The organism is Lelliottia jeotgali (assembly GCF_977070485.1).
On record NZ_CDRVFO010000001.1, the window covers coordinates 446336 to 472617 of the forward strand.

Genomic DNA, 26282 nt, shown 5'->3' on the forward strand with positions numbered 1-26282 from the left:
CCTGCGCTTTCGATGCTTTCATGCGGCCAAAAAGTAAGAAGCCTCCCAATCTCTCGATTGGAAGGCTTCGCGGCGGTAGCTGCCTTTGCCTTTGTCCGGTCGTTCCTGACGGCAGCGGAACAAGGGTTGGGCGACGATGGATTTGGCCTTGTTGTGGCCTTGCTTCTTCGGCTTTTTGCTCATGGCGGGTTTCCCGGATCGGGTGGGTTTCGGGGCGGACTCTAGGCCTGTAGGGAGGCCGGGGCCAATTGATTGTGTCAATGGTTTGAAATACCGAGGCTGCAAACAGGCTCCCTGTATTTGAGTCACTCAGGCGGTAGAGCCAACCGCTGCCCGGCCATGAGCAATGACAAGCGTGACAGCCCGGTCCATGGAGAGCCCTCGGCTTGCCCCTTGATCTGCGCATCGATGCGCTGGGCATCCTGCAGCAGCTGCGCCCAGCGTTGCGCCGACAGGCGCTGCAGGGCTTTGCTGACCAGCGGCCGGCGCTTGTCCCATACCGGTGGACGGGCCTGGCTGAAGGCCTTGTCCAAGGGCACGCCCTGGCTGAACTGCTGCGAAAGCCCTGCCAGCAGACGCAGCTCGCGCGCCAGGGCCCACAGAATCACAGGCGGCTCCACGCCTTCACCGCGCAGGCCTTCGAGCATCCGTAGGGCATGCACAGCTTCGCCATTGAGAATGGCATCGACCAGGCCGAAGACATCGAAGCGCGCGCTGTCGGCAACTGCCGCCTGCACAGTCTCGACGGTGACCTGGCTGCCGTCGGCGAGCAGTTTGAGCTTTTCGATTTCCTGAGCAGCAGCCAGCAGGTTGCCTTCGACACGTGCGGCAATGAGGTCGACCGCATCACGCTGGGCCGAAAGACCGGCCTGTGCCAAACGCTGGCTGATCCATTGCGGCAACTGCTGGGCATCCACCGGCCAGATCTGGATGAACTGGCAATGGCTTCCCTCGATCAGGGCCTTGCCCCATTTGGTCTTCTGCGCACTGCCATCGAGTTTGGGCAGGCTGACCAGCAGCAGGGTGTCCTCGGCAGGGTTGGCGCAGTATTCCATCAACGCTGCAGCGCCTTTGTCACCAGGCTTGCCCGAGGGCAGGCGCAGTTCCAGCAGCCGGCGTTGGGCGAACAGGGACAGGCTGGCGCCCGCCTGCAGCAGGGTTCCCCAGTCGAAACTGGCGTCGGCGCTGAACACCTGGCGCTCGTCAAAGCCCTGCTGACGCGCAGCATTGCGTATGGCGTCGGCGGCTTCCTGGCACAGCAGCGGATCGTCGCCACTGACCACATAGACCGGGGCCAGAGCGCCTAGCAGGTGCTTGTTGAGTTGGGCGGGGGCGAGCTTCATCGGAAACAGGCGGGGCACCGGAGTGCCCCGCACGGGCTTAATTGCCCGGAATTTCCAGCGGCGATTGCTGCGGCGTTTCCGCCTGCTGGCTGCGCGCAGCCTCCAGTGCGGCGGCTTCGGCCTTGGCGCGTTCGTCAGCTTCGCGCTGCAACTGGTCCAGCTGAGGCGGGGTCAGCATCTGCAGGCGCACGACCATGGCGTTGACCAGGTCGCGGCGCATTTCTTCGCGGGCAACAGTGGCTTCCTGGTCGGAGCCGGTGATGTTACCGCCGTCGCGTACATAGATTTTGCGCACTTCCAGCTTGTCGCTCATCAGCTCCAGGTTGTTCAGGCCAAGGATGCTGTAGCTGAGCACTGTGGTCAGTTCGTACTCGGCAGATTGGTTGCTGCTGGCGTAGGACGCTGCGCGCTGGGTTTGCTGTTCGTTGGTCAGTACCAGGCGATACGGGGCGCCGGTGTGCACATTGACGCCGCTGCGCTCCAGTACTTCGCGCAGTTGAGTCACGGTCGGGCCGTAGGCATCACGTGCACTGACGTCCATTTCCTTGACGCTGAGCTCGGAGGTGCCGGTGCCGCGCAGCTGGAAACCGCAGGCGCTGAGCATGATGGCCAGGCCCAATACCAGCAGATTGCGTTTGATCATGTTGTTGCTCCCTTGTGGGCCGATACCGCCCACCCGCACTGGCTGCAGGTGGGCGTTGCCATCAGTTGGCGACGATGTTGACCAGCTTGCCTGGCACTACGATGACCTTGCGGATGGTCAGGCCATCGATGAAGCGCAGGACATTTTCGTTGTTGCGGGCGGCGGCTTCGATTTCTTCGCGGCTGGCGGCTGCAGGCATTTCTACCTGGCCACGCAGTTTGCCGTTGACCTGGACCACCAGGGTTACGGTGTCCTGCACCAGAGCGCTCTCATCGACAACTGGCCAGCAAGCATCGATAACGGCTTGCTCATGGCCCAGCGCCTTCCACAGTTCGTGGGAAATGTGCGGGGTGATCGGGGCCAGCAACAAGGTGACGGCTTCCAGACCTTCCTGCAGCAGCGCACGATCTTGCTCGGTGCCCTGAGGGGCCTTCTCCAGGACGTTCATCACGGTCATCACCTGGGCGATGGCGGTGTTGAACTTGTGGTACTGGCCCACATCGGTGCTGGCCTGCTTGATCGCGGCGTGAATTGCACGGCGGATGACCTTCTGCTCGTCGTTCAGCGCGGCGACGTCCAGTTTACCCGGCAGGCCCTGGTTTACGTGGCCCTGGGCCAGGCGCCAGACACGACGCAGGAAGCGGCTTGCACCTTCGACGCCAGAGTCCGACCATTCCAGGCTCATGTCGGGCGGCGAGGCGAACATCATGAACAGACGGCAGGTGTCGGCGCCGTAGGCTTCGATCATCGACTGTGGGTCGACGCCGTTGTTCTTCGACTTCGACATCTTCTCGGTACCGCCGATTTCCACCGGCAGGCCGTCGGTCTTCAGGCGTGCGCCAATGATCTTGGCCTTGGCATCGCGCTCGATTTCGACGTCGGCCGGGTTGAACCAGTCCTTGCCACCGTTGCTGGCGACGCGGTAGTAGGTCTCGGCGACCACCATGCCCTGGGTCAGCAGGTTCTTGAACGGTTCATTGGAGGTGACCAGGCCTTCGTCACGCATCAGCTTGTGGAAGAAACGCGCGTAAAGCAGGTGCAGAATGGCGTGTTCGATACCGCCGATGTACTGGTCGACCGGCAACCAGTGGTTGGCCGCTTTCGGGTCGACCAGGCCTTTGTCGTAGTTCGGCGAGGCGTAGCGGGCGAAGTACCAGGACGACTCGACGAAGGTGTCCATGGTGTCGGTTTCACGCTTTGCCGCGGCGCCGCATTTCGGGCAGCTGCACTCGTAGAACTCAGGCATGCGCGCCAGGGGCGAACCGGCGCCGTCCGGCACCACGTTCTCTGGCAGGGTGACCGGCAGTTGGTCTTCCGGCACCGGCACGTCGCCGCAGGACGGGCAGTGGATGATCGGGATCGGGCAGCCCCAGTAACGCTGGCGGCTGATGCCCCAGTCGCGCAGGCGGAACTGGGTGCGGGATTTGCCCAGTTCCTTGCGGATCAGGGCCGCCTCGATGGCGTCGAAGGCGCCGGCGAAGTCCAGGCCGTCGAACTCACCGGAGTTGATCAGCTGGCCGTGCTCGCCGTAGGCAGCCTGCCATTCGCTGCCGACTTCGTCGCCGGCGCTGGTGCGCACCACAGCCTTGACCGGCAGGTTGTACTTGTGGGCGAACTCGAAGTCGCGCTCGTCGTGGGCCGGCACGGCCATTACGGCACCGTCGCCGTAGTGCATCAGCACATAGTTGGCGACCCATACCGGCAGCTTTTCACCGGTGAGGGGGTGCTCGACCAGCAGGGAAGTGGGCATGCCCTTCTTCTCCTGGGTGGCCATGTCGGCCTCGGCAACGCTGCCGCTCTTGCACTCGTCGATGAATGCCTGCAGCGCCGGGTTGCCCTGGGCAGCCTGGGTAGCCAATGGGTGCTCGGCGGCAACGGCAACGTAAGTCGCGCCCATCAGGGTGTCCGGACGGGTGGTGAAGACTTTCAGCGTACCTTCGTGGCCGATGCTCGCCTGATCGTACGGGAACTGTACTTCCATGCCGCGCGACTTGCCTATCCAGTTGCGCTGCATGGTCTTGACCTGCTCAGGCCAGCCCGGCAGTTCGTCGAGGCTTTCCAGCAGCTCGTCGGCGTAGTCGGTGATGCGGAAGTAGTACATGGGGATTTCGCGCTTTTCGATCAGCGCGCCCGAACGCCAGCCGCGGCCGTCGATGACCTGCTCGTTGGCGAGCACGGTCTGGTCGGCCGGGTCCCAGTTCACGGTACCGTTCTTGCGGTAGATGATGCCTTTTTCGAACAGGCGGGTGAACAGCCACTGTTCCCAGCGGTAGTAGTCTGGCTTGCAGGTGGTGACTTCACGTGCCCAGTCGATGGCAAGGCCCAGGCTCTTGAGCTGGGTCTTCATGTAGTCGATGTTTTCGTATGTCCACTTGGCCGGGGCGACATTGTTTTTCATCGCCGCGTTTTCCGCGGGCATGCCGAAAGCGTCCCAGCCCATCGGTTGCAGGACGTTCTTGCCCAGCATGCGCTGGTAGCGGGCAATCACGTCGCCGATGGTGTAGTTGCGCACGTGGCCCATGTGTAGCTTGCCGCTCGGGTACGGGAACATCGATAGGCAATAGTAGGTGTCTTTGCCTGGCTGTTCGGTAACAGCGAACGACTGTTGCTCGTCCCAGAAATGCTGGGCGGCGGCTTCGATATCACGGGGCGTGTATTGTTCGTGCATGGCTACTTTTGGCTGAGAGAGAAGAGACCTTGTTCCAGGCAGCGGAACCTCGCTGCGTCCGGCACTCCGGTGTCGTGAGAGTGAACGCCGTAGCATACAGTAGCGCCGCGCATCGTGGGAAACCCTGATTGCGAATGCCCGCTGGTCGCTGCATCGGGCTGCTTTTCGAAGCGGCGCTAAGCTCAGGTGTGGGGGGAGATATTCTTTATCTTCAATGAGGTGAACGGATGGGAGAGACGCAGCTACCCGCAATCAAACCGGAGCTTTACGAACGCCTGATCGACCGTCTTGGCCTGGCCCTGGAAGTCGCCAGAACGTCGGTACGATTGCGCGACGAGATGCCAGCCGAGCTGGAGTTGCGTGGCCTGAGCCATGCAGAGTTCGAAGTGATCAAGGCTTACCTGGACTCGGTCCCGGAACGCCGTAATGCCTGCGCCGGTAGTTACCCGCATGCGGAACCGACATCGGCGAAGATCATCTGGCTCAAGGACAAGAAACGCCCCGCCACGACGGCGACACCCAGGACGCTGCCACATCGCTAGCCGTTCAGGACGCCCGGCGCAGGCCATCGCGCCCCGGTAATTCAACAAACACTTCACTCGATCGGCGTCGGCAGCGCACTTGTTGACCGGCGCCGATCCTCATAGGCTGCACGCCTGCCAAGGAGGTGTAGCCGATGCCGATTCGATTTTTCATCAAACAATGGTTGATGCCGCCGGGCATCCTGTTCCTGCTGTTGCTGGCAGCCTGGTGGTTGCGCGCCCGGCGCCCGCGGCTTGCGGCGCTGTGCTTTGTGCTGGGGCTGGGCGGGTTGTGGTTGATGAGCCTGCCGCTGGTGGTGCAGCACGGTGCGCGCCTGCTGGAAACCGAGCCGCCGCTGGCATCAGGCGATTGGGCCAGACTTGCGCAAAGGGCGGATGCCATCGTCGTGCTGGGCGCAGGGCGTGAGCGTGGCGACCCGGCCTGGGGCGGTGAGGACCAGCCTTCGGCAACGGCGCTTGAGCGCATGCGCTTCGCCGCGCGACTGGCCAAGGCTTCGGGTTTGCCGGTGCTGACCAGCGGCGGTTTGCACTACGGTACGCCGCCGAGCGAGGCGCAGCTGATGGCGGATCGGCTGCGTGAAGATTTCGCTGTCGAGGTCAAATGGAAGGAAGAGGCCAGCCGGACCACGTGGGAAAATGCCCAATTCAGCGCGCAATTACTCAAGCCACTGGGTATTGGGCGTGTGGTGCTGGTGACCCAGGCGTGGCACATGCAGCGTTCGCGCTGGAGTTTCGAGCAGGCCGGGTTTGAGGTGATACCGGCGCCGATGGGGTTCCTTGGGCGGGATCATGCGCGGCCGTTTGCCGGGTTGCTGCCGGAAAGCCGGGCGATGTGGCAGAGCGGGCAATTGCTGAATGAAGCGGTAGGGTTGGCGGGGTATCGATTGTTCTATTGATTCAAGAGAGCACTCGAGCCCTTGTAGGAGCGGCCTTGTATCGCGAAAGGACTGCGCAGCAGTCCCAGGATATCTGTGGCGCCGCTGATATCCTGGGGCCGCTTCGCAGCCCATCGCGACACAAGGCCGCTCCTACGGCCTGATCAGACGGTCTTGGCTATGCGCCCCGCCAGCAATGCCCAACCCAGCAGCAAGGCACAGACAATCGCCAGCGGCCAGGAGCGCCACTGCAGATACGGCGTCAGTTGCTGCATCGGCACCACTTCGCCATACAGCACGGCCCGCTGGAACTGCGGCACCTCGGCAGTAATCCGGCCAAACGGGTCGATCAAAGCGGTGACGCCGTTGTTGGTGGCGCGGATCATCCAGCGGCCGGCTTCCAGCGCGCGCATCTGCGCCATCTGCAGGTGCTGCAGCGGGCCGATCGAGGTGCCGAACCAGGTGTCGTTACTGATGGTCAGCAACAGGTCGCTGCGCGCCGCCAAGCCCGCAGCGAACTCGGGGTAGACCACCTCGTAGCAGATGTACGGGGCAATCTGGTAACCCTTGGCCTGGAGCAGTGGCTGATCCTCAGGGCCGCGGGCGAAGTCCGACATCGGCAGGTTGAAGAACTCGATCAGGCCGCGAAGCATGTCCTGCAGTGGCACGTACTCGCCGAAGGGCACCAGCTTCTGCTTGAGGTAGGTGCCATCGCCTTCGCCCGTCACGGTCACGCCGTTGTAGTAGCGGCGTTGCTGATGCACCACTTCGCGCACCGGCACGCCGGTGATAAGCGCCGAATGCCGGTCGGCGGCAAAACGCCCCATCACGTCGATGTAGCCTTGGGCCTGGTCCTTGAGGATCGGCACGGCTGTCTCTGGCCAAACCAGCAGATCCACCGGCTTTGAGCTGAAGCTCATGTCGCGGTACAGCGCCAGTTGTGCATCGATGTGCGCCGGGTCCCATTTCAGCTCTTGTTCGACGTTGCCCTGCAGGGCCGCGACCGTCAGTGGGTCGCCAGCAGGCTTGGTCCAGGCGTGGTCTTTGAGGGCCATGCCGACAACCCAGGGCGCCAGCAGCAACAAGGCTCCCACGGCAAGGAACGATGGGCGTGCACGCAGGCGGTGCAGGTTGCACAGCAGCGCCGCGCTCAATGCCAGGGCGAAAGAGATCAGCCACACGCCGCCCAGCGGCGCCAGGCCAGCTAAAGGCCCGTCCAGTTGGCTGTAACCGGCATAAAGCCAGGGGAAACCGGTCAGGAACCAGCCACGGAAAGCCTCTTGCAGCAGCCACAGCGCGGCAAAGCACAGCGCATCGGCCAAGGGGGCTTCATTGCGGCGCAGCCAGCGCGCCCACAGCCAGGTGGGCAGGGCAAAGAACCAGGCAAGGGCGGCGAAGAACGCCAGCAGCAGCACGATCGCCAGCAGCGGCGAGGCGCCGCCGTAGGTGTTCATGCTGACGTAAATCCACCAGGTGCCGGCCCCGTACAGGCCAAACCCGAACCACCAGCCGCGCCACATGGCCTGGCGCGGGGTAAGCTCGCGCAGGCCGAGGTAGAGCACCGCGATGGACAACAGGGCCAGCGGCCAGATGTCGAATGGCGCCAGAGCCAGAAGGGTAGAGGCACCGGCCGCCAGGGCCAGCAGGTTACCGGGCCAGCCGGGGCGGGTGATCCAACGCATGTTTGTCCTTAGCGGGTGATCGGGGTCAGGCGCAGCAAGTGTATCCGCCGGCTGTCGGCATTGAGAATACGGAACTTGTAGGTACCGATCTCGGTGGTCTCGTTGCGCTTGGGCAGGTGGCCGAAAGCGCTCATCACCAGGCCGCCAACCGTGTCGAACTCATCATCGGAGAACTCGCTGTCGAAGAACTCGTTGAAGTTCTCGATCGGCGTGAGCGCCTTGACCAGGAAGTCGCCGCTGGGCAGTGGCTTGATATAGCTGTCTTCCTCGACATCATGCTCGTCTTCGATGTCGCCGACGATCTGTTCGAGCACGTCCTCGATGGTGACCAGGCCCGCCACGCCGCCGTACTCGTCGATGACGATGGCCATGTGGTTGTGGTTGGCGCGGAACTCGCGCAGCAGCACGTTCAGTCGCTTGGACTCGGGCACGAACGTGGCCGGGCGCAGCAGGTCCTTGATGTTGAAGCTGTCGCCGTTCTCTTTGAGGATCAGCGGCAGCAGGTCCTTGGCCAGCAGGATCCCGAGCACATCGTCATGGCTTTCGCCGATCACCGGGTAACGCGAGTGCGCGGCGTCGATGACGGCCGGCAAGAATTCGCGAGGCGACTGGGTAGCCTTGATGCTGATCATTTGCGAACGCGGCACCATGATGTCGCGTACCTGTAGGTCGGCGACCTGGATGGCGCCTTCGACGATGGTCAGCGCTTCGCTGTCGAGCAGCTTGTTCTGATGGGCTTCGCGCAGCAGCTCAAGGAGCTCCTGGCGGTTTTTCGGCTCATGGGCAAAAGCCTGGGTCAGCTTACCCAGCCAGGACTTCTGCCCGTTGCTCGATCGATCTTCGCTCATGGCGGTTCTCGTGATCCTTGCAGTATCAGTGTGTGATTGAATCGTTTTCATCATCGGCATACGGGTCGGGGTGACCCAGTTCTGCCAGCAATTCCCGTTCCAGCGCTTCCATTTCCTCGGCCTCATCGTCTTCGATGTGGTCGTAGCCAAGCAGGTGCAGGCAGCCGTGGATGACCAGGTGCGCCCAATGCGCTTGCAGCGATTTGCCCTGTTCGGCAGCCTCGCGCTCGACCACCGGCACGCAGATCACCAGGTCGCCCAGCAGCGGGATATCGAGCAGTTCGTCGGGCACGTCGGCCGGGAACGACAGCACATTGGTCGCGTAGTCTTTGTGCCGGTAGGTGTGGTTGAGCTCGCGGCCTTCGGCTTCGTCGACCAGACGGATGGTCATTTCCGAGTCGGCGCTGCGCTGGCGCAAGGCCAGTTCGCACCAGGCGCGCAAAGCGGCATCGTCAGGGGTGGCGGCATCCGTGGCTCGTTGCAAGTCAAGTTCAAGCATCTTTGCCGGGCGCCTCGGGCTTGGCCTGGCGGGCATCGAAGCGGTCATAGGCCTCGACAATGCGCTGCACCAGTGGGTGACGAACCACATCTTTGGGTTGGAAGTGGGTAAAGCTGATACCCGGAACGTCCTTGAGTACCTCGATTACATGAGCCAGGCCCGACTTGGTGCCACGTGGCAGGTCGACCTGGGTGATGTCGCCGGTGATCACCGCAGTAGAGCCGAAGCCGATACGGGTCAGGAACATTTTCATCTGTTCGAGCGTGGTGTTCTGGCTCTCGTCGAGAATGATGAAACTGTTGTTCAGGGTACGGCCGCGCATGTAGGCCAGCGGGGCGATCTCGATCACCTGCCGCTCGATCAGCTTGGCCACGTGCTCGAAGCCGAGCATTTCGTACAGAGCGTCGTACAGCGGGCGCAGGTACGGGTCGATCTTCTGGGCCAGGTCGCCAGGCAGGAAGCCGAGTTTTTCACCGGCCTCGACCGCCGGGCGCACCAGCAGGATACGGCGCACCTGCTCGCGCTCCAGGGCATCGACGGCGCAGGCCACGGCCAGGTAAGTCTTGCCGGTACCGGCCGGGCCTACGCCGAAGTTGATGTCGTTGGCCAGGATTTCTTTGACGTAGCGCTGCTGGTTTACGCCGCGTGGGCGAATGTTGCCCTTGCGCGTGCGCAGGGAAACGCTGACCTCGTTGACTGCCGGGTTGTCGATGTTCTCGACGGTCGATTCCTGCAGGTACAGGTGCACGGTTTCCGGCGACAGCTCGGTGGCCTTGGCCTCGCGATAGAGGCGGCGCAGCAGTTGCTCGGCAGCAGAGGTTGTCTTGGGTTCGCCGATCAGCTCGAATTGATTGCCGCGGTTGCGGATCTCGATGGCCAGGCGTTGTTCGATCAGGCGCAAGTGCTCGTCGAACTGGCCGCACAGGTTGGCGAAGCGGTGGGCCTCGAAGGGTTCGAGGATGAAACGATGAGGTTGTATGGGTGCGTTCAAGGTCGTTTTTAGCCGCTCGACGGCAATAATGGTGAACTCAAGAATAACCCTTGACGGGCAGGGGCGAAAGCACTGAAACGTTCAACGGTATCGGCAACACAGATCAACGGGCCTGTCTGTTATGATGCGCGCCTTTTCTTACGCATGTGTTATCCCGGCAAACATGAGCAAACGCGAACCCGCCATCTATAAAGTGATCTTCCTCAATCAGGGGCAGGTCTTCGAGATGTATGCCAAACAGATCTATCAGAGCGACCTGTGGGGCTTCCTGGAAATCGAGGAATTCGTTTTTGGTGAGCGCACCCAAATCGTGGTCGACCCGAGCGAAGAGAAGCTCAAGAACCAGTTCGAGGGTGTGATCCGCAGCTTCGTGCCGATGCACTCGATCGTGCGTATCGACGAGGTGGAACGCCTGGGCACGGCCAAGATCAGTGAAGCCAAGGGAAGTGGCAATGTGATGCCGTTCCCTATGCCGATGCCTGAGAAGTAACGCCGGTCAGGGGAGCGGCGAGAACGGCGTGCGCCCTTCGGCGCTTTGCAGTTCCAGCAGGTATTTGCGGAAGATCTGGCCGAGCACCTGGGTGGCATGTTCCAGTTCATCGCGGGGCATCTGCTCGGTGACTTCGTCGGCCATGTCCAGCGCATCATCGGCACCATTGACCGCTGCCATTTTCAGCAGGATATAGGCCTGTACGTTGTTGGCCTCGACCCCTTCACCATGAAAAAACATGCTGCCAAGGCGATACTGGGCTTGTGCATGGCCTTGCAGCGAGGCTTTTTCGAACCAGTCCAAGGCCATTTTCAGGTCCTTGGGGGTTTGCATGTAGTAGTACTCACCCAGTTCGTACTGCGCCTGGGCGTCCCCGGTCGCCGCCATCTGCTCGCAAGCCTTGAGGGCGTTTTCCTGGTCCTCTGGCTGGACATTGAGCGTGCAGCGCCCCGTTGCAGGAATCAGCAACGAGTTACCGCCCTCCGCCAGTGCCAGCAGGGGCTGAAGAAGCAACAGGCAGCCCAAGGCAAGGGCGCGGCCGGTGCGGTTCATGGGGATCGACTTACCTCTGCAAAGCTACGGCCAATGTCTCTGGTGGCACATTATGGGATAAGCAGCGCCAACCTTACAAAGTTTTACTCGAATTTATGTACCGGTGGGGGAAACTTGCTGGTTATGGACGGGCTTTTATCGCCAGAGCTCTTCACGGGTTTGCCCGGCGAAGAGCTCTGGCAGCGCTTTACTTCAGTGCGGCAAATGCCCGCTCAGCCGCATCCAGGGTAATCTGCAGCTCCTTGTCACCGTGTGCGATCGAGGTAAAGCCGGCCTCGAACGCGCTAGGTGCCAGGTAGACGCCACCGTCGAGCATCAGGTGGAAGAAGCGCTTGAAGCGCTCGGCATCGCTGGCCATCACGTCATCGAAGGTGACGATATCGTCGGCGCCGCTGAAGTACAGGCCGAACATGGCACCCGCCTGGGTTGTCACGAACGGCACGCCAGCGGCATCTGCACGCTGCTGAAGGCCGTCGAGCATGCGGCTGGTGAAGTCGCTCAGCTCGTCATGGAAGCCCGGGCGGCTGATCAGTTTCAGCGTGGTCAAGCCTGCGGCCATGGCCAGCGGGTTGCCCGACAGGGTACCGGCCTGATACACAGGGCCCAGCGGGGCGATGCAGCCCATGATCTCGCGCTTGCCGCCGAAGCAGCCAACCGGCATGCCACCGCCGACGATTTTGCCGAAGGTCGACAGGTCCGGCGTGATGCCGTAGTAGCCTTGGGCGCCGCCCAGCGAGACGCGAAAGCCCGTCATCACTTCGTCGAAGATCAACACCACGCCGTGCTTGTCGCACTGCTCGCGCAGGCCTTCGAGGAAGCCTGGCGCTGGCGGTACGCAATTCATGTTGCCGGCCACTGGCTCGACGATGATGCAGGCTACGGTCTGGCCGACTTCGGCCAGGGTCTTCTCGACTGCTGCGATGTCGTTGAACGGCAGGGTCAAGGTGTGCTTGGCGAAGTCCGCCGGCACGCCTGCCGAGCTTGGCACGCCCTGGGTCAGCAAACCGGAACCGGCCTTGACCAGCAAGCTGTCGGAGTGGCCGTGATAGCAGCCTTCGAACTTGATGATGGCGTCGCGGCCGGTATAACCACGGGCCAGGCGGATCGCGCTCATGGTGGCTTCGGTGCCGGAGCTGACCATGCGTACCATTTCCATGGACGGCACCAGCGAGCAGACAAGGTCTGCCATCTCGGTTTCCATGGCGGTCGGCGCGCCGTAGGACAGGCCGTGCTGCAACTGGTTACGCACGGCGTCGAGCACCTGTGGGTGGCCGTGGCCGAGGATCATCGGGCCCCACGAACCCACGTAGTCAACATAGCGCTTGTCGTCTTCGTCGACGACATAGGCGCCTTCGGCATGCTTGAAGAACAGAGGGGTGCCGCCGACGCTCTTGAAGGCGCGGACCGGCGAGTTGACGCCACCTGGGATGTGCTTCTGGGCTTGGGCGAACAGGGATTCGGAACGGGACATGGGATCTTCTCTTGAAATCAGGAAGCGAACAGGGCGTTGAAGGCGCGGGCGCGGCGGGTGACTTCCTGCGCGCTATCGGCACCGAACAGGCCATGGATCACCGCCAGCAGGTCGGCACCGTGGGCGACCAGCGGGGCGGCGTTGTCGAGGGTGATGCCGCCGATCACAGCGATCGGCAGTTTGACCTGGCCCCGGGCCTGCGCCAGCAGGCCAACATCGGCGGCGGGTGCTCCGGGCTTGGTCACGGAATTGAAAAAACGGCCAAAGGCAACATAACTGGCGCCTTCGCTGGCGGCCTGGGCGGCAAGGTCGAGGCTGGCGTGGCAGGTCGAGCCAATGATGGCCTGGCGGCCCAGCAGGGCACGCGCCGGGGTCAATGGGCCATCAGTCTGCCCCAGATGCACACCGACGCCCAGGCGCGCAGCCAGTTCGGCATCGTCGTTGATGACCAGCTCGGTGCCGTAGCGTTCGCAGAGCTTCTGTAGCGCTTGGGCTTCGCGCAGTCGACGGGCGGCATCATCGCTTTTATCGCGGTACTGCAGCAGGCGCACGCCGCCTTCCAGCGCCGCCTCGACATGGGTCAGGAAACGGCCGGCGAGCAGCTGGCTGTCGGTGATTGCATACAGACCGCGTAGCTTCATCAGAAAGCCTCGTATCAGGAGCAGAAGTCCAGGGGCAGACGGCGCGGGACGAACTGGCCCTTGCCCAACTGCTCGGCGTCACGCAGGGTGCGCCAGGTGTAGTCGAGTGCACTGCGCACGGCGCTTTGCAGTTGTTCGCCCAAGGCCAGGCGGCCGGCCAACGTACTGGCCAGAGTACAACCCGAGCCGTGGTAGCTGCCAGGCAGGCGCTGGCAGGTCCAGGTATGACGCTGGCCATCGCGGCTGTACAGGCGGTTGTGGATTTCGTCTTCGTCGCCGTGGCCACCGGTAATCAGCAGGTGTTTACAGAACGGCAACAATTTTTCGGCACACTCGTCTGCCGTACCCTCGGGCAGCTCGGCCAGGATGCGAGCCTCGGGCAGGTTCGGTGTGGCAATGGCGGCCAGCGGCAACAGGCGCTCGCGCAGGGCATAGCCGACCTCGTCCTTGCCCAGCCGGCCACCGCCACCGGCACGCAGCACCGGGTCGCAGACCACCGGCAGGTGTGGGTGGGCACTAAGCAATTCGGCGACGGTATCGACCATTTCGATCGAGCCGAGCATGCCCAGCTTGACTGCGGCTACCGTGGAGTCGGCCAGTACGGCATTGGCCTGTGCCAGCACCCACTCGCGGTCGAGCACGCGGAAATCGGAAACGTTGACGGTATCCTGCACGGTCAGGGCGGTCACCGCGGGTGCGGCATGACAGCCTTGGGCGATCAGGGCTTCAATATCTGCCTGCAAGCCGGCACCGCCACTTGGGTCGTGGCCGGAGAGACAGAGGACAACGGGGCGGGAGCTGTAGGTATTCATGGTCGGCGAGCTTACCACCAAACCCATTTGTACGGATCGTCCTACAAACGGGTTTTATTGATCAATAGGTCAGCTTTTTGTTTTTGGATGGCCTGAAAGTATTGATATAGAGCCGTTTAAGCTGAAATCAAGATGGCCCGTTGCCAGCCTTCAAAGCTATGCTAGAGTGCTCGGATAACTCGATAAACGGGCTTTGCCGGAATTCGTCGTCTCATAAGGATAGGGGGCCATTGCGACGTGTCCGGGCACGCCATCCTGGGGCCGTATGCGCTATTTGCTGATTTTGCTTCTGGGCTGCTTGCCCGTGCTGGCCACTGCGGTCGATTTCGACGACACCACCCGGTACCTTTCGCTGGGCAGCACCATGCAGGTCTATGAAGACCGCGATGGCAGCGCCAGCATCGCCCAGGTTACCGCACCCACCTTCGCCAAGCGTTTTCGCCTGCACCGTGAACAAGTGCTGAACGCCGGCTATTCGACTTCGGTGTTCTGGCTCAAGGTCGATTTGCGCTACCTGGCCTCGGCGAACCCCGCACCGCGCCAATGGTTACTGGAGCTGGCGTACCCTCCGCTGGATCACCTCGAGCTCTATCTGCCGGGCGCCGATGGTATCTACCGCCTGGCACAGCGTACCGGCGATGCCTTGCCCTACGACAGCCGGCAGATCCGCCAGAACAACTACCTGTTCGAACTGCCGTTGCAGCCCAATCAGGCGACCACCGTCTACCTGCGCCTGCACAGCCAGGGCTCGGTACAGGCGCCTTTGGCGTTGTGGTCTGCCGAGGCTTACATGGAAGAGCAGCCCACTCGCCTGTATGTGCTGGGGATGATCTACGGGGTCTTGCTGGTGATGCTGGTGTACAACCTGTTCATCTTCCTCAGCGTTCGGGACGTCAGTTACCTCTATTACATCCTCTATATTGCCTCGTTCGGCTTCTACCAGGTGTCGGTCAACGGTGCAGGGGTGGCGTACTTCTGGCCGGACAGTCCCTGGTGGGCTAATGCCGCCACGCCATTGTTCATCGGTGCGGCCGGCTTGTTCGGTTGCCAGTTCGCCCGCCACTTCCTGCGCCTGGGTACGATCAGCCGAGGGTTCGATCGGCTGTTGCAGCTGTTGATGCTCGGGGCAGTGCTGGTGATGCTGCTGGCGGTGAGCATGCCCTATGGCATCGCCTTGCGCATGGCCACAGTGCTGGCCCTGCTGTTCACCGTCAGCATTTTCACTGCGGGGGTATATGCCTGGGTGCGCGGTCTGCGGGTGGCGCGCTGGTTCATCATTGCCTGGACGGCGTTCCTGCTGGGCGGGCTGGTCAATACCCTGATGGTGCTGGGGTACCTGCCCAATGTATTCCTGACCATGTATGCCAGCCAGCTTGGTGCGGCGCTGGAAGTGGCGTTGTTGTCCCTGGCGCTGGCCGACCGTATCAACAGCATGCGCGAACAGCAGGCGCAGACCCTGCGTGATACCGGGCGGACACTGGAACAACTGAACCAGCAGCTGGCAAGGAGCAACCACCTCAAGGATGAATTCCTCGCCACAATCACCCATGAACTGCGTACCCCGATGAACGGTGTTATCGGCTCGCTGGAGCTGATGCACACATTGCCGCTGAGCGCCGAGATGGCCCAGTACCACCGCACAGCGGTAGGCTCTGCGCAGAACATGATGGACATGGTCGACGATATTCTCACCCTCACCGAGCTGCAGGCAGGTCGCCTGCGCGCGCAGCCGATGCCGTTCAGCTTGCGCCGAACGCTTCAGGACCTGCGTGCCGGCTATGCTGGAACCGCCCTTGGCAAAGGGCTGTACCTGAGCCTGGACATTCCCGCAGAGCTGCCGGACGAACTGCTTGGCGATGCGCATAAATTGGCGCGCTGCCTGGGTTGCCTGGTGGACAATGGCCTGAAGTTCACCCACCAGGGTGGGGTGATGGTTCAGGTGCGCGGCCGGCGGCTTGGGCCCGACAGCCTGGCGCTGACCTTCACCGTCAGTGACAGCGGTATCGGCTTCGATGATCTGGACCAGGCGATCCTGTATCAGCGCTTCTTCCAGGTCGATGGCTCGATGACCCGGCGCTACGGCGGGCTGGGCATCGGCCTGTCGATCTGCCGGCAGATGGGCGAGGTGCTGGGGGGCACGTTGATGCACGAGTCTACGCGGGGGTTGGGGAGCCGTTTCGAGTTGACACTGAATGTGGCGATAGCGCAGGTGCAGGCAGTGGCGGGCAGGGCGGCTTCGGGGGTTACCCGGTTCTGAAGGCTGCTGGGCGCATGCCACGATGGTGTGCGTTGCCACCTCTTTAGTCATTATTGTCACTTTGACTGACCCACAGGGAGTGCTTCACTGGGACTTTCATGCATACCCGGCCCCAGGAGCTCCCGATGAACCTGCACCAGTACGCTGAAACCCACGAAGTCACCAATCAGCCACCGTCCCTCGACGGCGCCAACCTGTACCGCCTGGACCTGCCGCTGCAGGAGTGGTCGCGGCGTTTCGGTGCCGGCTGGGCCGAATCGCGGATCGATGTCTACGGTGCCTTGGCCGGTGGGCCCCTGATGGCTGCAGGCTTTCTGGCCAACACGCACAAACCAGCGTTCAGCAGCCACGACCGCTACGGGCACCGCATCGATCTGGTGGAGTTCCACCCCGCCTACCACGAGCTGATGCGTACGGCCGTCGAACACGGCCTGCCGTCGTTGCCCTGGGCCGAGCCGCGCCCCGGTGCCCATGTAGCCCGGGCATCGATGACTTACCTGCACAGCCAGGCAGAAGCCGGGACCGGTTGCCCGCTGACCATGACCTTTGCCGCTGTCCCCGCACTCAGGCTGCAGCCTGAGCTGGCCGAGTACTGGTTGCCGAAGATTTTCGCCCGCGAGTACGACCCCCGCAACGTCGGCGATCAGCACAAGGCGGGCGTGACCATTGGCATGGCCATGACAGAAAAGCAGGGCGGTACCGATGTACGCGCCAACACCACCCGCGCCTATCCTGTCGGCAGCCCGGGGCCGGGCCAGGTCTACGAGCTGGTTGGGCATAAATGGTTCTGTTCGGCGCCGATGTGCGACGCCTTCCTGACGCTGGCGCAGACCGACAAAGGCTTGAGCTGTTTCCTCTTGCCACGCCATCGCCCGGATGACAGCCGTAACCAGTTCTACATCCAGCGCCTGAAGAACAAGCTGGGCAACAGCTCCAATGCTTCCAGCGAAGTAGAGTTCCGTGGCGCTCTGGCCTGGATGGTCGGCGAGGAGGGGCGGGGAGTGCCAACCATCATCGAGATGGTGGCCATGACCCGTTTCGACTGCATGGTCGGCTCAAGCGCACTGATGCGCCAGGCTTTGACCCAGGCCACCCACCACTGCGCACACCGCAAGGTCGGCGGCCGGGTACTGAGCGAGCAGCCGCTGATGCAGAACGTGCTGGCCGACCTGGCGCTGGAAAGCGAAGCGGCCCTGGCACTGAGCCTGCGCATGGGGCAAGCGCTAGAGCAACTCGATGACCCGCAGCAGGCGCACTTCGCCCGGTTGGTCACGGCGGTGGGCAAATACTGGATCTGCAAGCGCGCGCCCGCGATGATCAACGAAGCTGCCGAATGCCTGGGCGGCGCCGGTTATGTCGAGGACAGCATTCTGCCGCGCTTGTACCGTGAAGCACCGGTCAACTCTACCTGGGAGGGTTCGGGCAACGTCCAGTGCCTGGACGTACTGCGTGCCTTGTCCAAGGAGCCGGGTGTGCTCGATGCGCTGTTCGCTGAACTGGGCGATGGCCATGGCGATCCACGGCTGGCGGCGCACATCGGCAATCTCAAGGGCGCGTTCGCCGACACGGGCGACATTCAGTATCGTGCCCGGCAGTTGACCGAGGACATCGCCCTGGCCCTGCAGGCCAAGCTGCTGCTGGAAGCGGGCAACACCTCGGTCAGCGATGCCTTCATCGGCAGCCGGCTGGCCGGCGGCGGCCGCGTTTACGGGGCATTGCCGCGCGGCGCCGATGTCCAGGCGTTGGTGGCACGGGCCACGCCGGTCTGGCCTGGCTGACAGGGGGTGTTTTTACGGGCGAAGGCAGGCAAGATGGCTGACATGCATGTCCAGACAGGAAGCACAGTGTGAGCCAAGCCTTTGTAGTCGTTGATACCCCCGAACAGGCCGTCGACCGTCTGGCGGCCTTGCATGAACAGGCCACCGGGGCCCTCAGCCAGGCCCTCAAGCGTTACCTGAAGGACCGCACCGAGCCGGACGCCGACGAGCGCGCCGTTTACCGCTACCCGGCCTTGCGCCTGACCTACTACAGCCACGGCGAAGTCGCCGCCACCACCCGTGCCTATGCCAAGGTACAGGTGGCGGGCACCTATAGCGTAACAGTCACCCAGCCTGCGGCATTTCGGGGTTATCTGCTCGAGCAGTTGCGCCCCTTGATGCACGACTACACCGTGACCGTCGAGGTAGGTGTCAGCGAACAGAACATCCCGTACCCATACGTCGTCGACCAGGGCGATGAGCTGGCTGGCAGCGGCATCACTGCCGCCGAGCTGGCGCGGGTATTCCCCAGTACCGACCTGTCCGCCGCCACCGACGACATTGCCGATGGCCTGTGCGACTGGGGCAGTGCCCAGACACTGCCACTGGCGCTGTTCGACGCCGCCCGCGTGGACTTCTCGCTGCGCCGCCTGGTGCACTACACCGGCAGCGACTGGCGCCATGTGCAGCCTTGGATCCTGCTGACCAACTACCACCGCTATGTCGACCAGTTCATCAGCCATGGCCTTGAACAGCTGCGTGACGACCCGCGCTTCGTGCGCATGGTGCTGCCGGGCAACGTGGCGATCGAAAAAGGCATGGACCATGGTGAGGCCCAGGCCCTGGTGGCCAGCGTGGTCTGGCACCGCTATCAGATGCCGGCGTATCACCTGATCGCCGCTGATGGTGATGGTGTCACCCTGGTCAACATCGGTGTCGGCCCGTCCAACGCCAAGAACATCACCGACCACCTGGCCGTGTTGCGTCCGCATTGCTGGCTGATGATCGGCCACTGCGGGGGGCTGCGTCAGTCGCAGACCATCGGTGACTATGTGCTGGCGCACGCTTACATGCGCCGCGACGGTATCCTTGATCGGGTGGTGCCGCCGAACATCCCGATCCCGGCCCTGGCCGAGGTGCAACTGGCGTTGCAGGAGGCGGCAGCCCAGGTTACCGGCGAACGTGGCGAGGAGTTGAAGAAACGTCTGCGCACCGGCACCGTGCTGACGTACGACGACCGTAACTGGGAGCTACGCTGGGCTCAGGAACGGCCGCTGATCAACCTGTCGCGGGCCGTGGCGGTAGACATGGAGAGCGGTACCATCGCCGCCCAGGGGTATCGCCTGCGGGTGCCATATGGCACCTTGCTGTGTGTGTCCGACAAACCGCTGCACAGCGAAATCAAGCTGCCTGGGTCGGCCAACGCCTTCTACAACCGCGCGGTCAGCCAGCACTTGAAGATCGGTATCGCCGCCCTCGACCTGCTGCGCACCGAGCTCAATTCGCTGCACTCGCGTAAACTGCGCAGCTTCGATGAGCCGCCGTTCCGCTGAGGATCCATGCCACTGCCACCCCGTTCCAAGCCGCGCCACCCCAAGGCGCGGCCCGCCGGCCCAAGGCGCCAGCCCAAGACGCCCCCGGCCGAGCCGCGCCTGATCCTGTTCAACAAGCCGTTCGATGTGCTTACCCAGTTCAGCGACAGCGATGGCCGTGCCACGCTCAAGGATTACATTGATATTCCTGGCATTTACCCGGCCGGGCGGCTGGACCGTGACAGTGAAGGGTTGCTGTTGCTGACCAACGACGGCGGTTTGCAGGCGCGCATCGCTGACCCCAGGCACAAGCTGGCCAAGACGTACTGGGTGCAGGTGGAAGGCGAACCGAACGATGAGCAGCTAAAGCGGTTGCGCGAAGGCGTGGAGCTCAATGACGGGCCGACCTTGCCTGCCGAAGCACGGCGCCTCGATGAGCCTGAGCTGTGGCCGCGCAACCCGCCGGTACGCTTTCGCAAGAGCGTGCCGACAAGTTGGCTGGAACTGGTGATTCGCGAGGGGCGTAACCGCCAGGTGCGGCGCATGACAGCGGCGGTGGGCTTGCCGACTCTGCGCCTGGTGCGTGTGCGGATCGGTGATTGGGCGCTGGATGGGCTGGAGCAGGGCTGTTGGCGCGAGGTGCCGGCCAAGCTGTAGGGCTCGCTGGCTTCATCGCCGGCAAGCCGGCTCCCACAGAAAATGCGCAGGCCCTTGCATTTGTGGGCGCCAGCTCGCCGGCGATGAGGCTTGAGCGGACGCTACACCCCTTCCAGAAACCCCACGACCACGGTCTTGATGATAAAGGCCAGCACCCCCAGCCCCAGCACGAAGAACAGGATCATCGTGCCAAAGCGCCCGGCCTTGGATTTCTTTGCCAAGTCCCAGACGATGAAGCCCATGAAACCGATCAGCACGGTCACCAGGATGATCATCATCCATTCTTCGAATACAGCCGGATCCATCTGTGTGTTCTCCAGGCAAGCTCAGCAGCCAATCAACGAAGGTGGGTCAGGGGCAGTTCGGTGCTCGCCAGCACCTGATTGAGCACGAAGCTCGAGCGCACGCTGGTGACGCCTTCAATGCGAGTCAGGCTGCCCAGTAGCAGTTTCTGATAGTGATCCATGTCCGGTACCACCACCTTGAGCTGATAGTCGGCATCCATGCCGGTTACAAGGCTGCATTCGAGCACCTGTGGCAAGTTGCGGATGGCCGCCTCGAAGGTCTCGAAGCGCTCCGGGGTGTGCCGGTCCATACCGATCAGCACGTAAGCCGTCAGGCTCAGGCCAAGCTTTTTGCGGTCGAGCAGGGCGACTTGCCGTGAGATATAGCCGTCGTCTTCCAGTTGCTTGACCCGACGAGAGCAGGGTGAGGGCGACAGGCCAATGCGTTCGGCCAGCTCCTGGTTGGAAATGCGCGCATCGCGCTGCAATTCGGCGAGGATGCTCAGGTCGTAGCGGTCAAGCTTGCTCATGGAAAAGGCCTTTTCTGATCAGATTGCGGTGAATTATCGATCCAGGGTTAAAAATTGCGCAAGTGCTATTTATCTGAGCAATCTTCGCAATCCGCTGCCGCCCCCTGTCCCGTATCTTTATCAACAGAATCACTGCCCGGACATCAGTCCCCGGCGACGCGCCCTAGGCGGGCGGTCGCGGCCAGCCATCCAACAGGATCCGCCAGGCCCCCGGGCTACGTACCTCCACAAGAGCGTATGAGGTGAGCCGGCGCCACAAGTGCCGAGCACGGACGACAATTCTCAAAGGGAGGCCTCAAGGCCTCCCTTTTTTCATGGCCGCGATTTCATCTGTTTGTCCGTTACAGGCACGGTAGACTGGCAGCGTGCCGTTATCTTGACCGTGAGGAACAACATGAAGTCGCGCATCTGGCAGTTGGCAGGTGTTGGTTTGCTTGGCGTGAGCATCTGCCTGGGGGCGATGGCCCAGGGCCCTGACGACGGGCATGGTGGCAATGGCCGGCAGGATCCCAACGGTAGCTACGAAGGCCGTTCGCCGCTCAACTCGCGCGATGAAGTGCACCAGACCCAGCCAGCCCGCCAGGGCTACTACCAGGATATTCCCCGGCGCAATGCCGATTACCGGCACTGGGAAGCTGGCGGCCCTGGTCAACGGCCTGGTGGCGACTGGCAGGGGCGGCCGGATGGCCATGGCAATGGTTGGGGGCCGGGGCCGCAGTATCGTCCCGGGCACAGCATCGACCATTTCCCGGACCGCTACTGGAAAGTGCCGTACCGTGGGCAGGACTATTTCTACTCAGGGGGTTACTGGTACCGGCCGCAGGGCGGCAGCTACATCGTGGTAGCCCCGCCTTACGGGGTGCGGGTCGGCTACCTGCCATCCTATGCACGTGAAGTGTGGGTGGGGGGGGCCCTGCTTTTCCTGGTTGCCGATACGTATTACCAGTACCTGGCAGACAGCCGCGAGTACGTGGTGGTCAGCCCACCTGCGGTTGCACCGGCCCCGGTGGCGCAAGCCCCTTCGGGCAATGCATATGATGTGGTGGCGTACCCGATGCACGGGCAAGGCCAGGAGCAACAGGACCAAGACCGCTACCAGTGCCATCGGTGGGCGGTGAGCGAGTCCAACTTCGACCCCGCCACCGCACCCAGCGCACCGCCGGCCAATGTTGCAGACAACTACCGGCGGGCGCTGGGGGCCTGTTTCAGTGGCCGGGGCTACAGTATCAATTGAGCCTCAGACGGGGTCGGCATGCACCATCACATCCGCCTGAGGATAACGCTGGCGGATGACTTCAGAGGCCTGGACGCACAGGGCATGTGCTTCGTGCAACGGCAACTGCCCAGGCAGCTCCAGATGCAGTTGCACGAACCACTGATTGCCCGACACCCTGGTGCGCAGGTCATGCACACCTTTGACCCCGGCAATGCCCAGCACCAGTTCGACCATGCCCTCGCCGATGTCGCCGGGCAGTTCCTTGTCCATCAGGATTGCCGTGCTTTCCCGGGCGATCTGCAGTGCACTCCACAGGATGTACAGCGCGATACCCAGGCCAAACAGCGCATCCAGCTGCGGCCACCCGTAGCGTGCCAGCAGCAAGGCCAGCAGGATGCTGCCATTTAGCAGCAGGTCAGAGCGATAATGCAGCGAGTCGGCACGCACCGCTGTTGAGCCTGTTACGCGCACCACCTTGCGTTGCAGTGCCAGCAAGGCGAGCGTCAGTACCAGCGACAGCAGCATCACGCCGATACCGATTGCAGTGTCCCCCAGGGGCTGTGGTGATTGCAGGCGCTCGGCGGCCTGAACCCCGATCAGTACCGCACTCACGCCGATGAACACCGCCTGGGCCATGCCTGCCAAGGCTTCTGCCTTGCCGTGGCCGAAGCGATGGTCATCATCAGCCGGGCGTAGCGCATAGTGCACTGCGAGCAGGTTGAGGAACGAGGCGACCGCGTCCAGCGCCGAATCGGTCAGCCCGGCCAGCAGGCTGACCGAGCCACTCAGCCACCAGGCCACGGCCTTGCTCAGTACTAGGATGCTGGCCACTGCGAGCGACGCGCGGGTGGCCAGGCGTAGCAGGCGCTGGTGTTCAGCCGAGGTGATCATGCCGAGGGTGGCTTCCTTGCAGGTTTCAGGCTGTCGGCACCAGGCCGAACGCTGCCAGTTGCTCGACGCTGCCGCGATGCTGGATCAACCGCGGGTCGTCCAGTGGCAGGCGCTGGCCCAGTTCGCTTTCGAGAATGGCCTGCAGCTTGAGGTTGTCGACCTTGCCATCGGGCTTGATGGCTTCGCGCAGTTTCTCTGGCGCTACTTGTGCCGTGGTGCCCCCAGGGTAGTAGATGGCACCTGTGGCGAAGTCGACGCCAAAGGCAATCAGGCCAGGGATCACGTAGAACAGAATACCGATGGCATCGAGGGCGACGATTACCGGGTCGACCTTGCCCTCGATCTGCCCGCGGCGTTCCGGGTAGAACAGCGTGCCGCAGGCCGTCAGCTGGGTCAGCAAGGTGGCGATGAGGGCGCCACCGATGACGCGGGATGGGATGCGCATTTGAATCTCCGAAGAAAGTTGCCACAAGGTGGGGCGATACGCCGGCACCTGTTGCTAAGACCATGATAGAGCAGGCTGGGTTCGCCGTTATACTCGCCAGACTGTTCGAGGACCACCATGATTTCCTTACCAATCGATGCTGCCCTGCCGGCTTTGCGCCATGCCTTGGAAAACCGTCACGAAGCGGTGCTCGAGGCGCCGCCCGGCGCAGGCAAGACTACCCGTGTACCGCTGGCACTGTTGAATGAACCCTGGCTGGCCGGGCAGACCATCGTGATGCTGGAGCCGCGCAGGTTGGCGGCGCGTGCGGCGGCAGAACGGCTGGCCAGCGAGCTGGGCGAAAAAGTCGGCGAAACCGTGGGTTACCGCATTCGCCTGGACAGCAAGGTCGGGCCCAATACCCGTATCGAAGTGGTCACTGAAGGCATCCTGACCCGCCGGTTGCAGGCAGACCCTGCGCTGGAGGGCGTAGGGCTGCTGATCTTCGATGAGTTTCACGAGCGTAGCCTGGATGCCGACCTGGCCCTGGCGCTGAGTCTCAATGGCCGGGAGCTGCTGCGCGACGATCCGCCGCTGAAAATTCTGCTGATGTCCGCAACCCTGGAGGGCGAGCGCCTGTCCCGCCTGCTCGACGACGCGCCGGTGATCAGCAGCGAAGGCCGCATGTACCCGGTTGATATTCGTTGGGGCCGGCCGTTCCAGCCAGGGGAATTCATCGAGCCGCGGGTGGTGGACAGCGTGCTGCAGGCCTTGGCCGATCAACCCGGCAGTGTGCTGGTGTTCCTCCCCGGCCAGGCTGAGATCCGCAGGGTTCACCAACGTTTGCAGGAATCATTGGCCGAGCGCCCGGACATTCTGCTGTGCCCCTTGCATGGCGAACTCGACCTCAATGCCCAGCGTGCGGCCATCGATCCGGCGCCCCAGGGCCTGCGCAAGGTCGTTCTGGCCACAAACATCGCCGAGACCAGCCTGACCATCGACGGTGTGCGCGTGGTCATCGATGCCGGCCTTGCCCGGGTACCGCGTTTCGACCCCGGCAGCGGCATGACGCGCCTGGACACCCAGCGTATCTCCCGTGCCAGCGCCACCCAGCGGGCTGGCCGTGCGGGGCGCCTGGAACCGGGCGTTTGCTACCGCCTGTGGTCAGAGACCCAGCACGACCAGTTGGCAGCACATGGTAGTGCCGAAATCCTCCAGGCAGACCTGGCGGGCCTGGCGTTGCAGCTTGGTCGATGGGGTGTTGCGCCTGACCAGTTGCGCTGGCTGGACCAGCCTCCAGCGGCGGCATTTTCCCAGGCGCAGGACCTGCTGGCGCGGCTTGGCGCTTTCAAGCTGGGCAGCCGCGATAACCTCAGTGAACACGGCCAGGCCATGGCCGAGCTTCCGGCTCACCCGCGTATCGCTCACCTGCTGCTGCGCGGCCAGGATCTGGGCTTGGCCGCGATGGCCTGCGATGTTGCCGCCTTGTTGGGCGAGCGCGATATCCAGCGCGCAGGTGGCGCCGACCTGCATAGCCGGCTGGCACTGATCAGCGGCGACAGCAAGGTCAGCCGTGACGCCCAGGGAGGTGTGCAGCGTGCCCGGCAGTTGGCCCGCCAGTACCGGGGGCTGCTGCGCGGCAAGGCCAGGGCGGGGGTTGCCGATCCCGAGCATCCACGCTGGCTCGGCGCCCTGCTGGCGTTGGCCTATCCCGACCGGGTTGCCCAGCAGCGTCGCGAAGGCGGGGCCGAGTACCGCCTGGCCAACGGCCGTGCTGCTTTGTTCGCCGAGGCCGATGCGCTGATGAAATGCCCGTGGTTGGTCATCGCCGACCTGGGCAGCCGCCAGGGGCAGCGGGAGGAGCGGATTTACCTGGCTGCCGAATTCGACCCGGCGCTGCTCGACGATGTGCTGGCCGAACAGGTCGAGCGCGTCGACATTCTCGACTGGGACGAGCGCGAGCAGGTGTTGCGTGCCGAGCGTCAGACCAAGGTCGGCGAACTGGTGCTCAGCCGTGAACCGTTGCCTGGGCTGGATGACGACGCCCGCGCCAGGGCACTGCTAGGCTTGGTGCGGCGCAAAGGCCTGAACCTGCTGAGCTGGACGCCAGAGCTACGCCAGTGGCAGGCGCGCATAGCGCTATTACGCCAGCTAGACCTGGAAAAAGACGGCCATAGCGAGTGGCCCGACCTAAGCGACGAGGCGCTACTGGCCAGCCTGGAGCACTGGCTGCAGCCTTATCTGGGCAAAGTGTCCCGGCTGAGCCATTTCGCCGCCCTGGACCTGCCTTCGATCTTGCGTAATCTGTTGCCCTGGCCGCTGCCCCAGCGCCTGGACGAATGGGCGCCAGCGCACCTGGCTGTGCCGTCGGGCTCCAGTATCCGCCTCGACTACAGTGAAAACCCGCCGATCCTCGCCGTGCGCCTGCAAGAGCTGTTCGGCCTGGCTGACACACCGCGCATCGCCCAAGGTCGCCAGCAGGTCAAGCTGCATCTGCTGTCGCCAGCGCGGCGGCCAGTGCAGGTGACGCAGGACTTGGCCAGCTTCTGGCGCACCACCTATGCAGAGGTGAAGAAGGACCTCAAGGGTAGATACCCCAAGCATTACTGGCCGGACGACCCGCTGGTGGCTGAGGCCACCGCGCGGGCAAAACCGCGTGGCACCTGACGGTCAGGGT

25 protein-coding genes are annotated in these 26282 nt (G+C 63.1%); 9 read left to right on the forward strand and 16 right to left on the reverse strand.

Features of this window, described 5'->3' with window-relative positions; translation table 11 throughout:
- Positions 1–18 precede the first annotated feature (18 nt).
- The 4 genes from arfA to leuS form a co-directional block, all read right to left on the reverse strand.
- Positions 19–183 (reverse strand): alternative ribosome rescue factor ArfA, encoded by a 165-nt coding sequence (arfA, locus tag ACW4TB_RS02030; RefSeq protein ID WP_012312561.1) that lies wholly within the window; start codon positions 181–183, stop codon positions 19–21.
- 122 nt (positions 184–305) lie between these two features.
- A complete protein-coding gene (gene holA / locus ACW4TB_RS02035; RefSeq protein WP_012312562.1) occupies positions 306–1361 on the reverse strand; it encodes a DNA polymerase III subunit delta in 1056 nt (351 codons plus the stop codon).
- A gap of 19 nt (positions 1362–1380) precedes the next feature.
- The gene (locus ACW4TB_RS02040; protein WP_012312563.1) at positions 1381–1986 is read right to left on the reverse strand and encodes an LPS-assembly lipoprotein LptE; all 606 of its coding nucleotides are present in this window, start codon (positions 1984–1986) and stop codon (positions 1381–1383) included.
- A gap of 61 nt (positions 1987–2047) precedes the next feature.
- Positions 2048–4654, reverse strand: coding sequence for a leucine--tRNA ligase (gene leuS / locus ACW4TB_RS02045; protein WP_254467091.1), 2607 nt, complete (start codon positions 4652–4654; stop codon positions 2048–2050).
- 227 nt (positions 4655–4881) lie between these two features.
- Here leuS and ACW4TB_RS02050 point away from each other — a divergent pair, with 227 nt between their 5' ends.
- Both ACW4TB_RS02050 and ACW4TB_RS02055 read left to right on the forward strand, forming a co-directional pair.
- Entirely contained in the window at positions 4882–5196 is a 315-nt protein-coding gene (locus ACW4TB_RS02050; protein WP_012312565.1) for a hypothetical protein, read from the forward strand.
- 134 nt (positions 5197–5330) lie between these two features.
- Positions 5331–6092 carry a YdcF family protein gene (locus tag ACW4TB_RS02055; protein ID WP_012312566.1) on the forward strand — a complete coding sequence of 254 codons (762 nt, stop codon included), beginning with the start codon at positions 5331–5333 and terminating at the stop codon, positions 6090–6092.
- A gap of 143 nt (positions 6093–6235) precedes the next feature.
- On the opposite strand, the gene lnt is transcribed toward ACW4TB_RS02055, so the two are convergent.
- Genes lnt through ACW4TB_RS02075 form a run of 4 tightly spaced genes read right to left on the reverse strand, consistent with a single transcriptional unit; the run spans position 6236 to position 10091 of the window.
- Positions 6236–7753 carry an apolipoprotein N-acyltransferase gene (gene lnt, locus ACW4TB_RS02060; protein ID WP_254467092.1) on the reverse strand — a complete coding sequence of 506 codons (1518 nt, stop codon included), beginning with the start codon at positions 7751–7753 and terminating at the stop codon, positions 6236–6238.
- Positions 7754–7761: 8 nt separating this feature from the next.
- Positions 7762–8601, reverse strand: coding sequence for an HlyC/CorC family transporter (locus tag ACW4TB_RS02065; RefSeq protein ID WP_012312568.1), 840 nt, complete (start codon positions 8599–8601; stop codon positions 7762–7764).
- A 25-nt stretch (positions 8602–8626) separates the two neighbouring features.
- The gene (ybeY, locus tag ACW4TB_RS02070) at positions 8627–9100 is read right to left on the reverse strand and encodes an rRNA maturation RNase YbeY (protein WP_012312569.1); all 474 of its coding nucleotides are present in this window, start codon (positions 9098–9100) and stop codon (positions 8627–8629) included.
- Complete coding sequence (locus ACW4TB_RS02075) at positions 9093–10091, reverse strand: PhoH family protein (RefSeq protein WP_012312570.1); 999 nt, start codon at positions 10089–10091, stop codon at positions 9093–9095. Before ACW4TB_RS02075 ends, ybeY begins: the two co-directional genes overlap by 8 nt.
- 163 nt (positions 10092–10254) lie before the next feature.
- Between ACW4TB_RS02075 and ACW4TB_RS02080 the strand changes: the two genes are divergently transcribed.
- The gene (locus ACW4TB_RS02080) at positions 10255–10581 is read left to right on the forward strand and encodes a DUF1820 family protein (RefSeq protein WP_039601874.1); all 327 of its coding nucleotides are present in this window, start codon (positions 10255–10257) and stop codon (positions 10579–10581) included.
- Between the two features lie 6 nt (positions 10582–10587).
- On the opposite strand, the gene ACW4TB_RS02085 is transcribed toward ACW4TB_RS02080, so the two are convergent.
- From ACW4TB_RS02085 to ACW4TB_RS02100, 4 genes are all read right to left on the reverse strand, one after another.
- Complete coding sequence (locus ACW4TB_RS02085) at positions 10588–11133, reverse strand: tetratricopeptide repeat protein (RefSeq protein WP_012312572.1); 546 nt, start codon at positions 11131–11133, stop codon at positions 10588–10590.
- A gap of 187 nt (positions 11134–11320) precedes the next feature.
- Complete coding sequence (hemL, locus tag ACW4TB_RS02090) at positions 11321–12604, reverse strand: glutamate-1-semialdehyde 2,1-aminomutase (RefSeq protein WP_012312573.1); 1284 nt, start codon at positions 12602–12604, stop codon at positions 11321–11323.
- Between the two features lie 17 nt (positions 12605–12621).
- Entirely contained in the window at positions 12622–13245 is a 624-nt protein-coding gene (gene thiE, locus ACW4TB_RS02095) for a thiamine phosphate synthase (RefSeq protein ID WP_012312574.1), read from the reverse strand.
- Between the two features lie 14 nt (positions 13246–13259).
- Positions 13260–14084 carry a hydroxymethylpyrimidine/phosphomethylpyrimidine kinase gene (locus ACW4TB_RS02100; protein WP_455842875.1) on the reverse strand — a complete coding sequence of 275 codons (825 nt, stop codon included), beginning with the start codon at positions 14082–14084 and terminating at the stop codon, positions 13260–13262.
- A gap of 238 nt (positions 14085–14322) precedes the next feature.
- Here ACW4TB_RS02100 and ACW4TB_RS02105 point away from each other — a divergent pair, with 238 nt between their 5' ends.
- The 4 genes from ACW4TB_RS02105 to ACW4TB_RS02120 all read left to right on the forward strand — a co-directional run bounded on the left by ACW4TB_RS02105 (position 14323) and on the right by ACW4TB_RS02120 (position 20260).
- The gene (locus ACW4TB_RS02105) at positions 14323–16314 is read left to right on the forward strand and encodes a sensor histidine kinase (protein ID WP_012312576.1); all 1992 of its coding nucleotides are present in this window, start codon (positions 14323–14325) and stop codon (positions 16312–16314) included.
- Between the two features lie 125 nt (positions 16315–16439).
- On the forward strand, positions 16440–18092 hold the full coding sequence (locus tag ACW4TB_RS02110; protein ID WP_042111125.1) for an acyl-CoA dehydrogenase family protein: 1653 nt from the start codon (positions 16440–16442) through the stop codon (positions 18090–18092).
- A 68-nt stretch (positions 18093–18160) separates the two neighbouring features.
- Positions 18161–19624 carry an AMP nucleosidase gene (gene amn / locus ACW4TB_RS02115; protein ID WP_012312578.1) on the forward strand — a complete coding sequence of 488 codons (1464 nt, stop codon included), beginning with the start codon at positions 18161–18163 and terminating at the stop codon, positions 19622–19624.
- Positions 19625–19630: 6 nt separating this feature from the next.
- Positions 19631–20260 (forward strand): pseudouridine synthase, encoded by a 630-nt coding sequence (locus tag ACW4TB_RS02120; protein ID WP_279932509.1) that lies wholly within the window; start codon positions 19631–19633, stop codon positions 20258–20260.
- A gap of 101 nt (positions 20261–20361) precedes the next feature.
- On the opposite strand, the gene ACW4TB_RS02125 is transcribed toward ACW4TB_RS02120, so the two are convergent.
- Together ACW4TB_RS02125 and ACW4TB_RS02130 are read right to left on the reverse strand one after the other, a co-directional pair.
- Complete coding sequence (locus ACW4TB_RS02125) at positions 20362–20565, reverse strand: DUF2788 domain-containing protein (protein ID WP_012312580.1); 204 nt, start codon at positions 20563–20565, stop codon at positions 20362–20364.
- 32 nt (positions 20566–20597) lie between these two features.
- Positions 20598–21074, reverse strand: a complete 477-nt coding sequence (locus tag ACW4TB_RS02130; RefSeq protein ID WP_003249795.1) for an Lrp/AsnC family transcriptional regulator — start codon at positions 21072–21074, stop codon at positions 20598–20600.
- A 394-nt stretch (positions 21075–21468) separates the two neighbouring features.
- Between ACW4TB_RS02130 and ACW4TB_RS02135 the strand changes: the two genes are divergently transcribed.
- The gene (locus ACW4TB_RS02135; protein ID WP_012312581.1) at positions 21469–22308 is read left to right on the forward strand and encodes a DUF6515 family protein; all 840 of its coding nucleotides are present in this window, start codon (positions 21469–21471) and stop codon (positions 22306–22308) included.
- A gap of 3 nt (positions 22309–22311) precedes the next feature.
- On the opposite strand, the gene ACW4TB_RS02140 is transcribed toward ACW4TB_RS02135, so the two are convergent.
- Together ACW4TB_RS02140 and ACW4TB_RS02145 are read right to left on the reverse strand one after the other, a co-directional pair.
- Positions 22312–23181: a cation diffusion facilitator family transporter gene (locus tag ACW4TB_RS02140; RefSeq protein ID WP_012312582.1), complete on the reverse strand. Its 870-nt coding sequence runs from the start codon at positions 23179–23181 to the stop codon at positions 22312–22314.
- Between the two features lie 25 nt (positions 23182–23206).
- Positions 23207–23626 (reverse strand): hypothetical protein, encoded by a 420-nt coding sequence (locus tag ACW4TB_RS02145; protein WP_012312583.1) that lies wholly within the window; start codon positions 23624–23626, stop codon positions 23207–23209.
- 117 nt (positions 23627–23743) lie between these two features.
- Here ACW4TB_RS02145 and hrpB point away from each other — a divergent pair, with 117 nt between their 5' ends.
- The gene (hrpB, locus tag ACW4TB_RS02150) at positions 23744–26272 is read left to right on the forward strand and encodes an ATP-dependent helicase HrpB (RefSeq protein ID WP_012312584.1); all 2529 of its coding nucleotides are present in this window, start codon (positions 23744–23746) and stop codon (positions 26270–26272) included.
- Positions 26273–26282: the final 10 nt, after the last annotated feature.

Bases quoted from the DNA above. Each gene is read 5' to 3' on its own strand.
- arfA (WP_012312561.1), bottom strand. From the start codon at position 183: ATGAGCAAAAAGCCGAAGAAGCAAGGCCACAACAAGGCCAAATCCATC.
- ACW4TB_RS02040 (WP_012312563.1), bottom strand. From the start codon at position 1,986: ATGATCAAACGCAATCTGCTGGTATTGGGCCTGGCCATCATGCTCAGC.
- leuS (WP_254467091.1), bottom strand. From the start codon at position 4,654: ATGCACGAACAATACACGCCCCGTGATATCGAAGCCGCCGCCCAGCAT.
- ACW4TB_RS02050 (WP_012312565.1), top strand. From the start codon at position 4,882: ATGGGAGAGACGCAGCTACCCGCAATCAAACCGGAGCTTTACGAACGC.
- ACW4TB_RS02055 (WP_012312566.1), top strand. From the start codon at position 5,331: ATGCCGATTCGATTTTTCATCAAACAATGGTTGATGCCGCCGGGCATC.
- lnt (WP_254467092.1), bottom strand. From the start codon at position 7,753: ATGCGTTGGATCACCCGCCCCGGCTGGCCCGGTAACCTGCTGGCCCTG.
- ACW4TB_RS02065 (WP_012312568.1), bottom strand. From the start codon at position 8,601: ATGAGCGAAGATCGATCGAGCAACGGGCAGAAGTCCTGGCTGGGTAAG.
- ybeY (WP_012312569.1), bottom strand. From the start codon at position 9,100: ATGCTTGAACTTGACTTGCAACGAGCCACGGATGCCGCCACCCCTGAC.
- ACW4TB_RS02080 (WP_039601874.1), top strand. From the start codon at position 10,255: ATGAGCAAACGCGAACCCGCCATCTATAAAGTGATCTTCCTCAATCAG.
- ACW4TB_RS02085 (WP_012312572.1), bottom strand. From the start codon at position 11,133: ATGAACCGCACCGGCCGCGCCCTTGCCTTGGGCTGCCTGTTGCTTCTT.
- hemL (WP_012312573.1), bottom strand. From the start codon at position 12,604: ATGTCCCGTTCCGAATCCCTGTTCGCCCAAGCCCAGAAGCACATCCCA.
- thiE (WP_012312574.1), bottom strand. From the start codon at position 13,245: ATGAAGCTACGCGGTCTGTATGCAATCACCGACAGCCAGCTGCTCGCC.
- ACW4TB_RS02100 (WP_455842875.1), bottom strand. From the start codon at position 14,084: ATGGGTTTGGTGGTAAGCTCGCCGACCATGAATACCTACAGCTCCCGC.
- ACW4TB_RS02105 (WP_012312576.1), top strand. From the start codon at position 14,323: ATGCGCTATTTGCTGATTTTGCTTCTGGGCTGCTTGCCCGTGCTGGCC.
- ACW4TB_RS02110 (WP_042111125.1), top strand. From the start codon at position 16,440: ATGAACCTGCACCAGTACGCTGAAACCCACGAAGTCACCAATCAGCCA.
- ACW4TB_RS02120 (WP_279932509.1), top strand. From the start codon at position 19,631: ATGCCACTGCCACCCCGTTCCAAGCCGCGCCACCCCAAGGCGCGGCCC.
- ACW4TB_RS02125 (WP_012312580.1), bottom strand. From the start codon at position 20,565: ATGGATCCGGCTGTATTCGAAGAATGGATGATGATCATCCTGGTGACC.
- ACW4TB_RS02130 (WP_003249795.1), bottom strand. From the start codon at position 21,074: ATGAGCAAGCTTGACCGCTACGACCTGAGCATCCTCGCCGAATTGCAG.
- ACW4TB_RS02135 (WP_012312581.1), top strand. From the start codon at position 21,469: ATGAAGTCGCGCATCTGGCAGTTGGCAGGTGTTGGTTTGCTTGGCGTG.
- ACW4TB_RS02140 (WP_012312582.1), bottom strand. From the start codon at position 23,181: ATGATCACCTCGGCTGAACACCAGCGCCTGCTACGCCTGGCCACCCGC.
- ACW4TB_RS02145 (WP_012312583.1), bottom strand. From the start codon at position 23,626: ATGCGCATCCCATCCCGCGTCATCGGTGGCGCCCTCATCGCCACCTTG.
- hrpB (WP_012312584.1), top strand. From the start codon at position 23,744: ATGATTTCCTTACCAATCGATGCTGCCCTGCCGGCTTTGCGCCATGCC.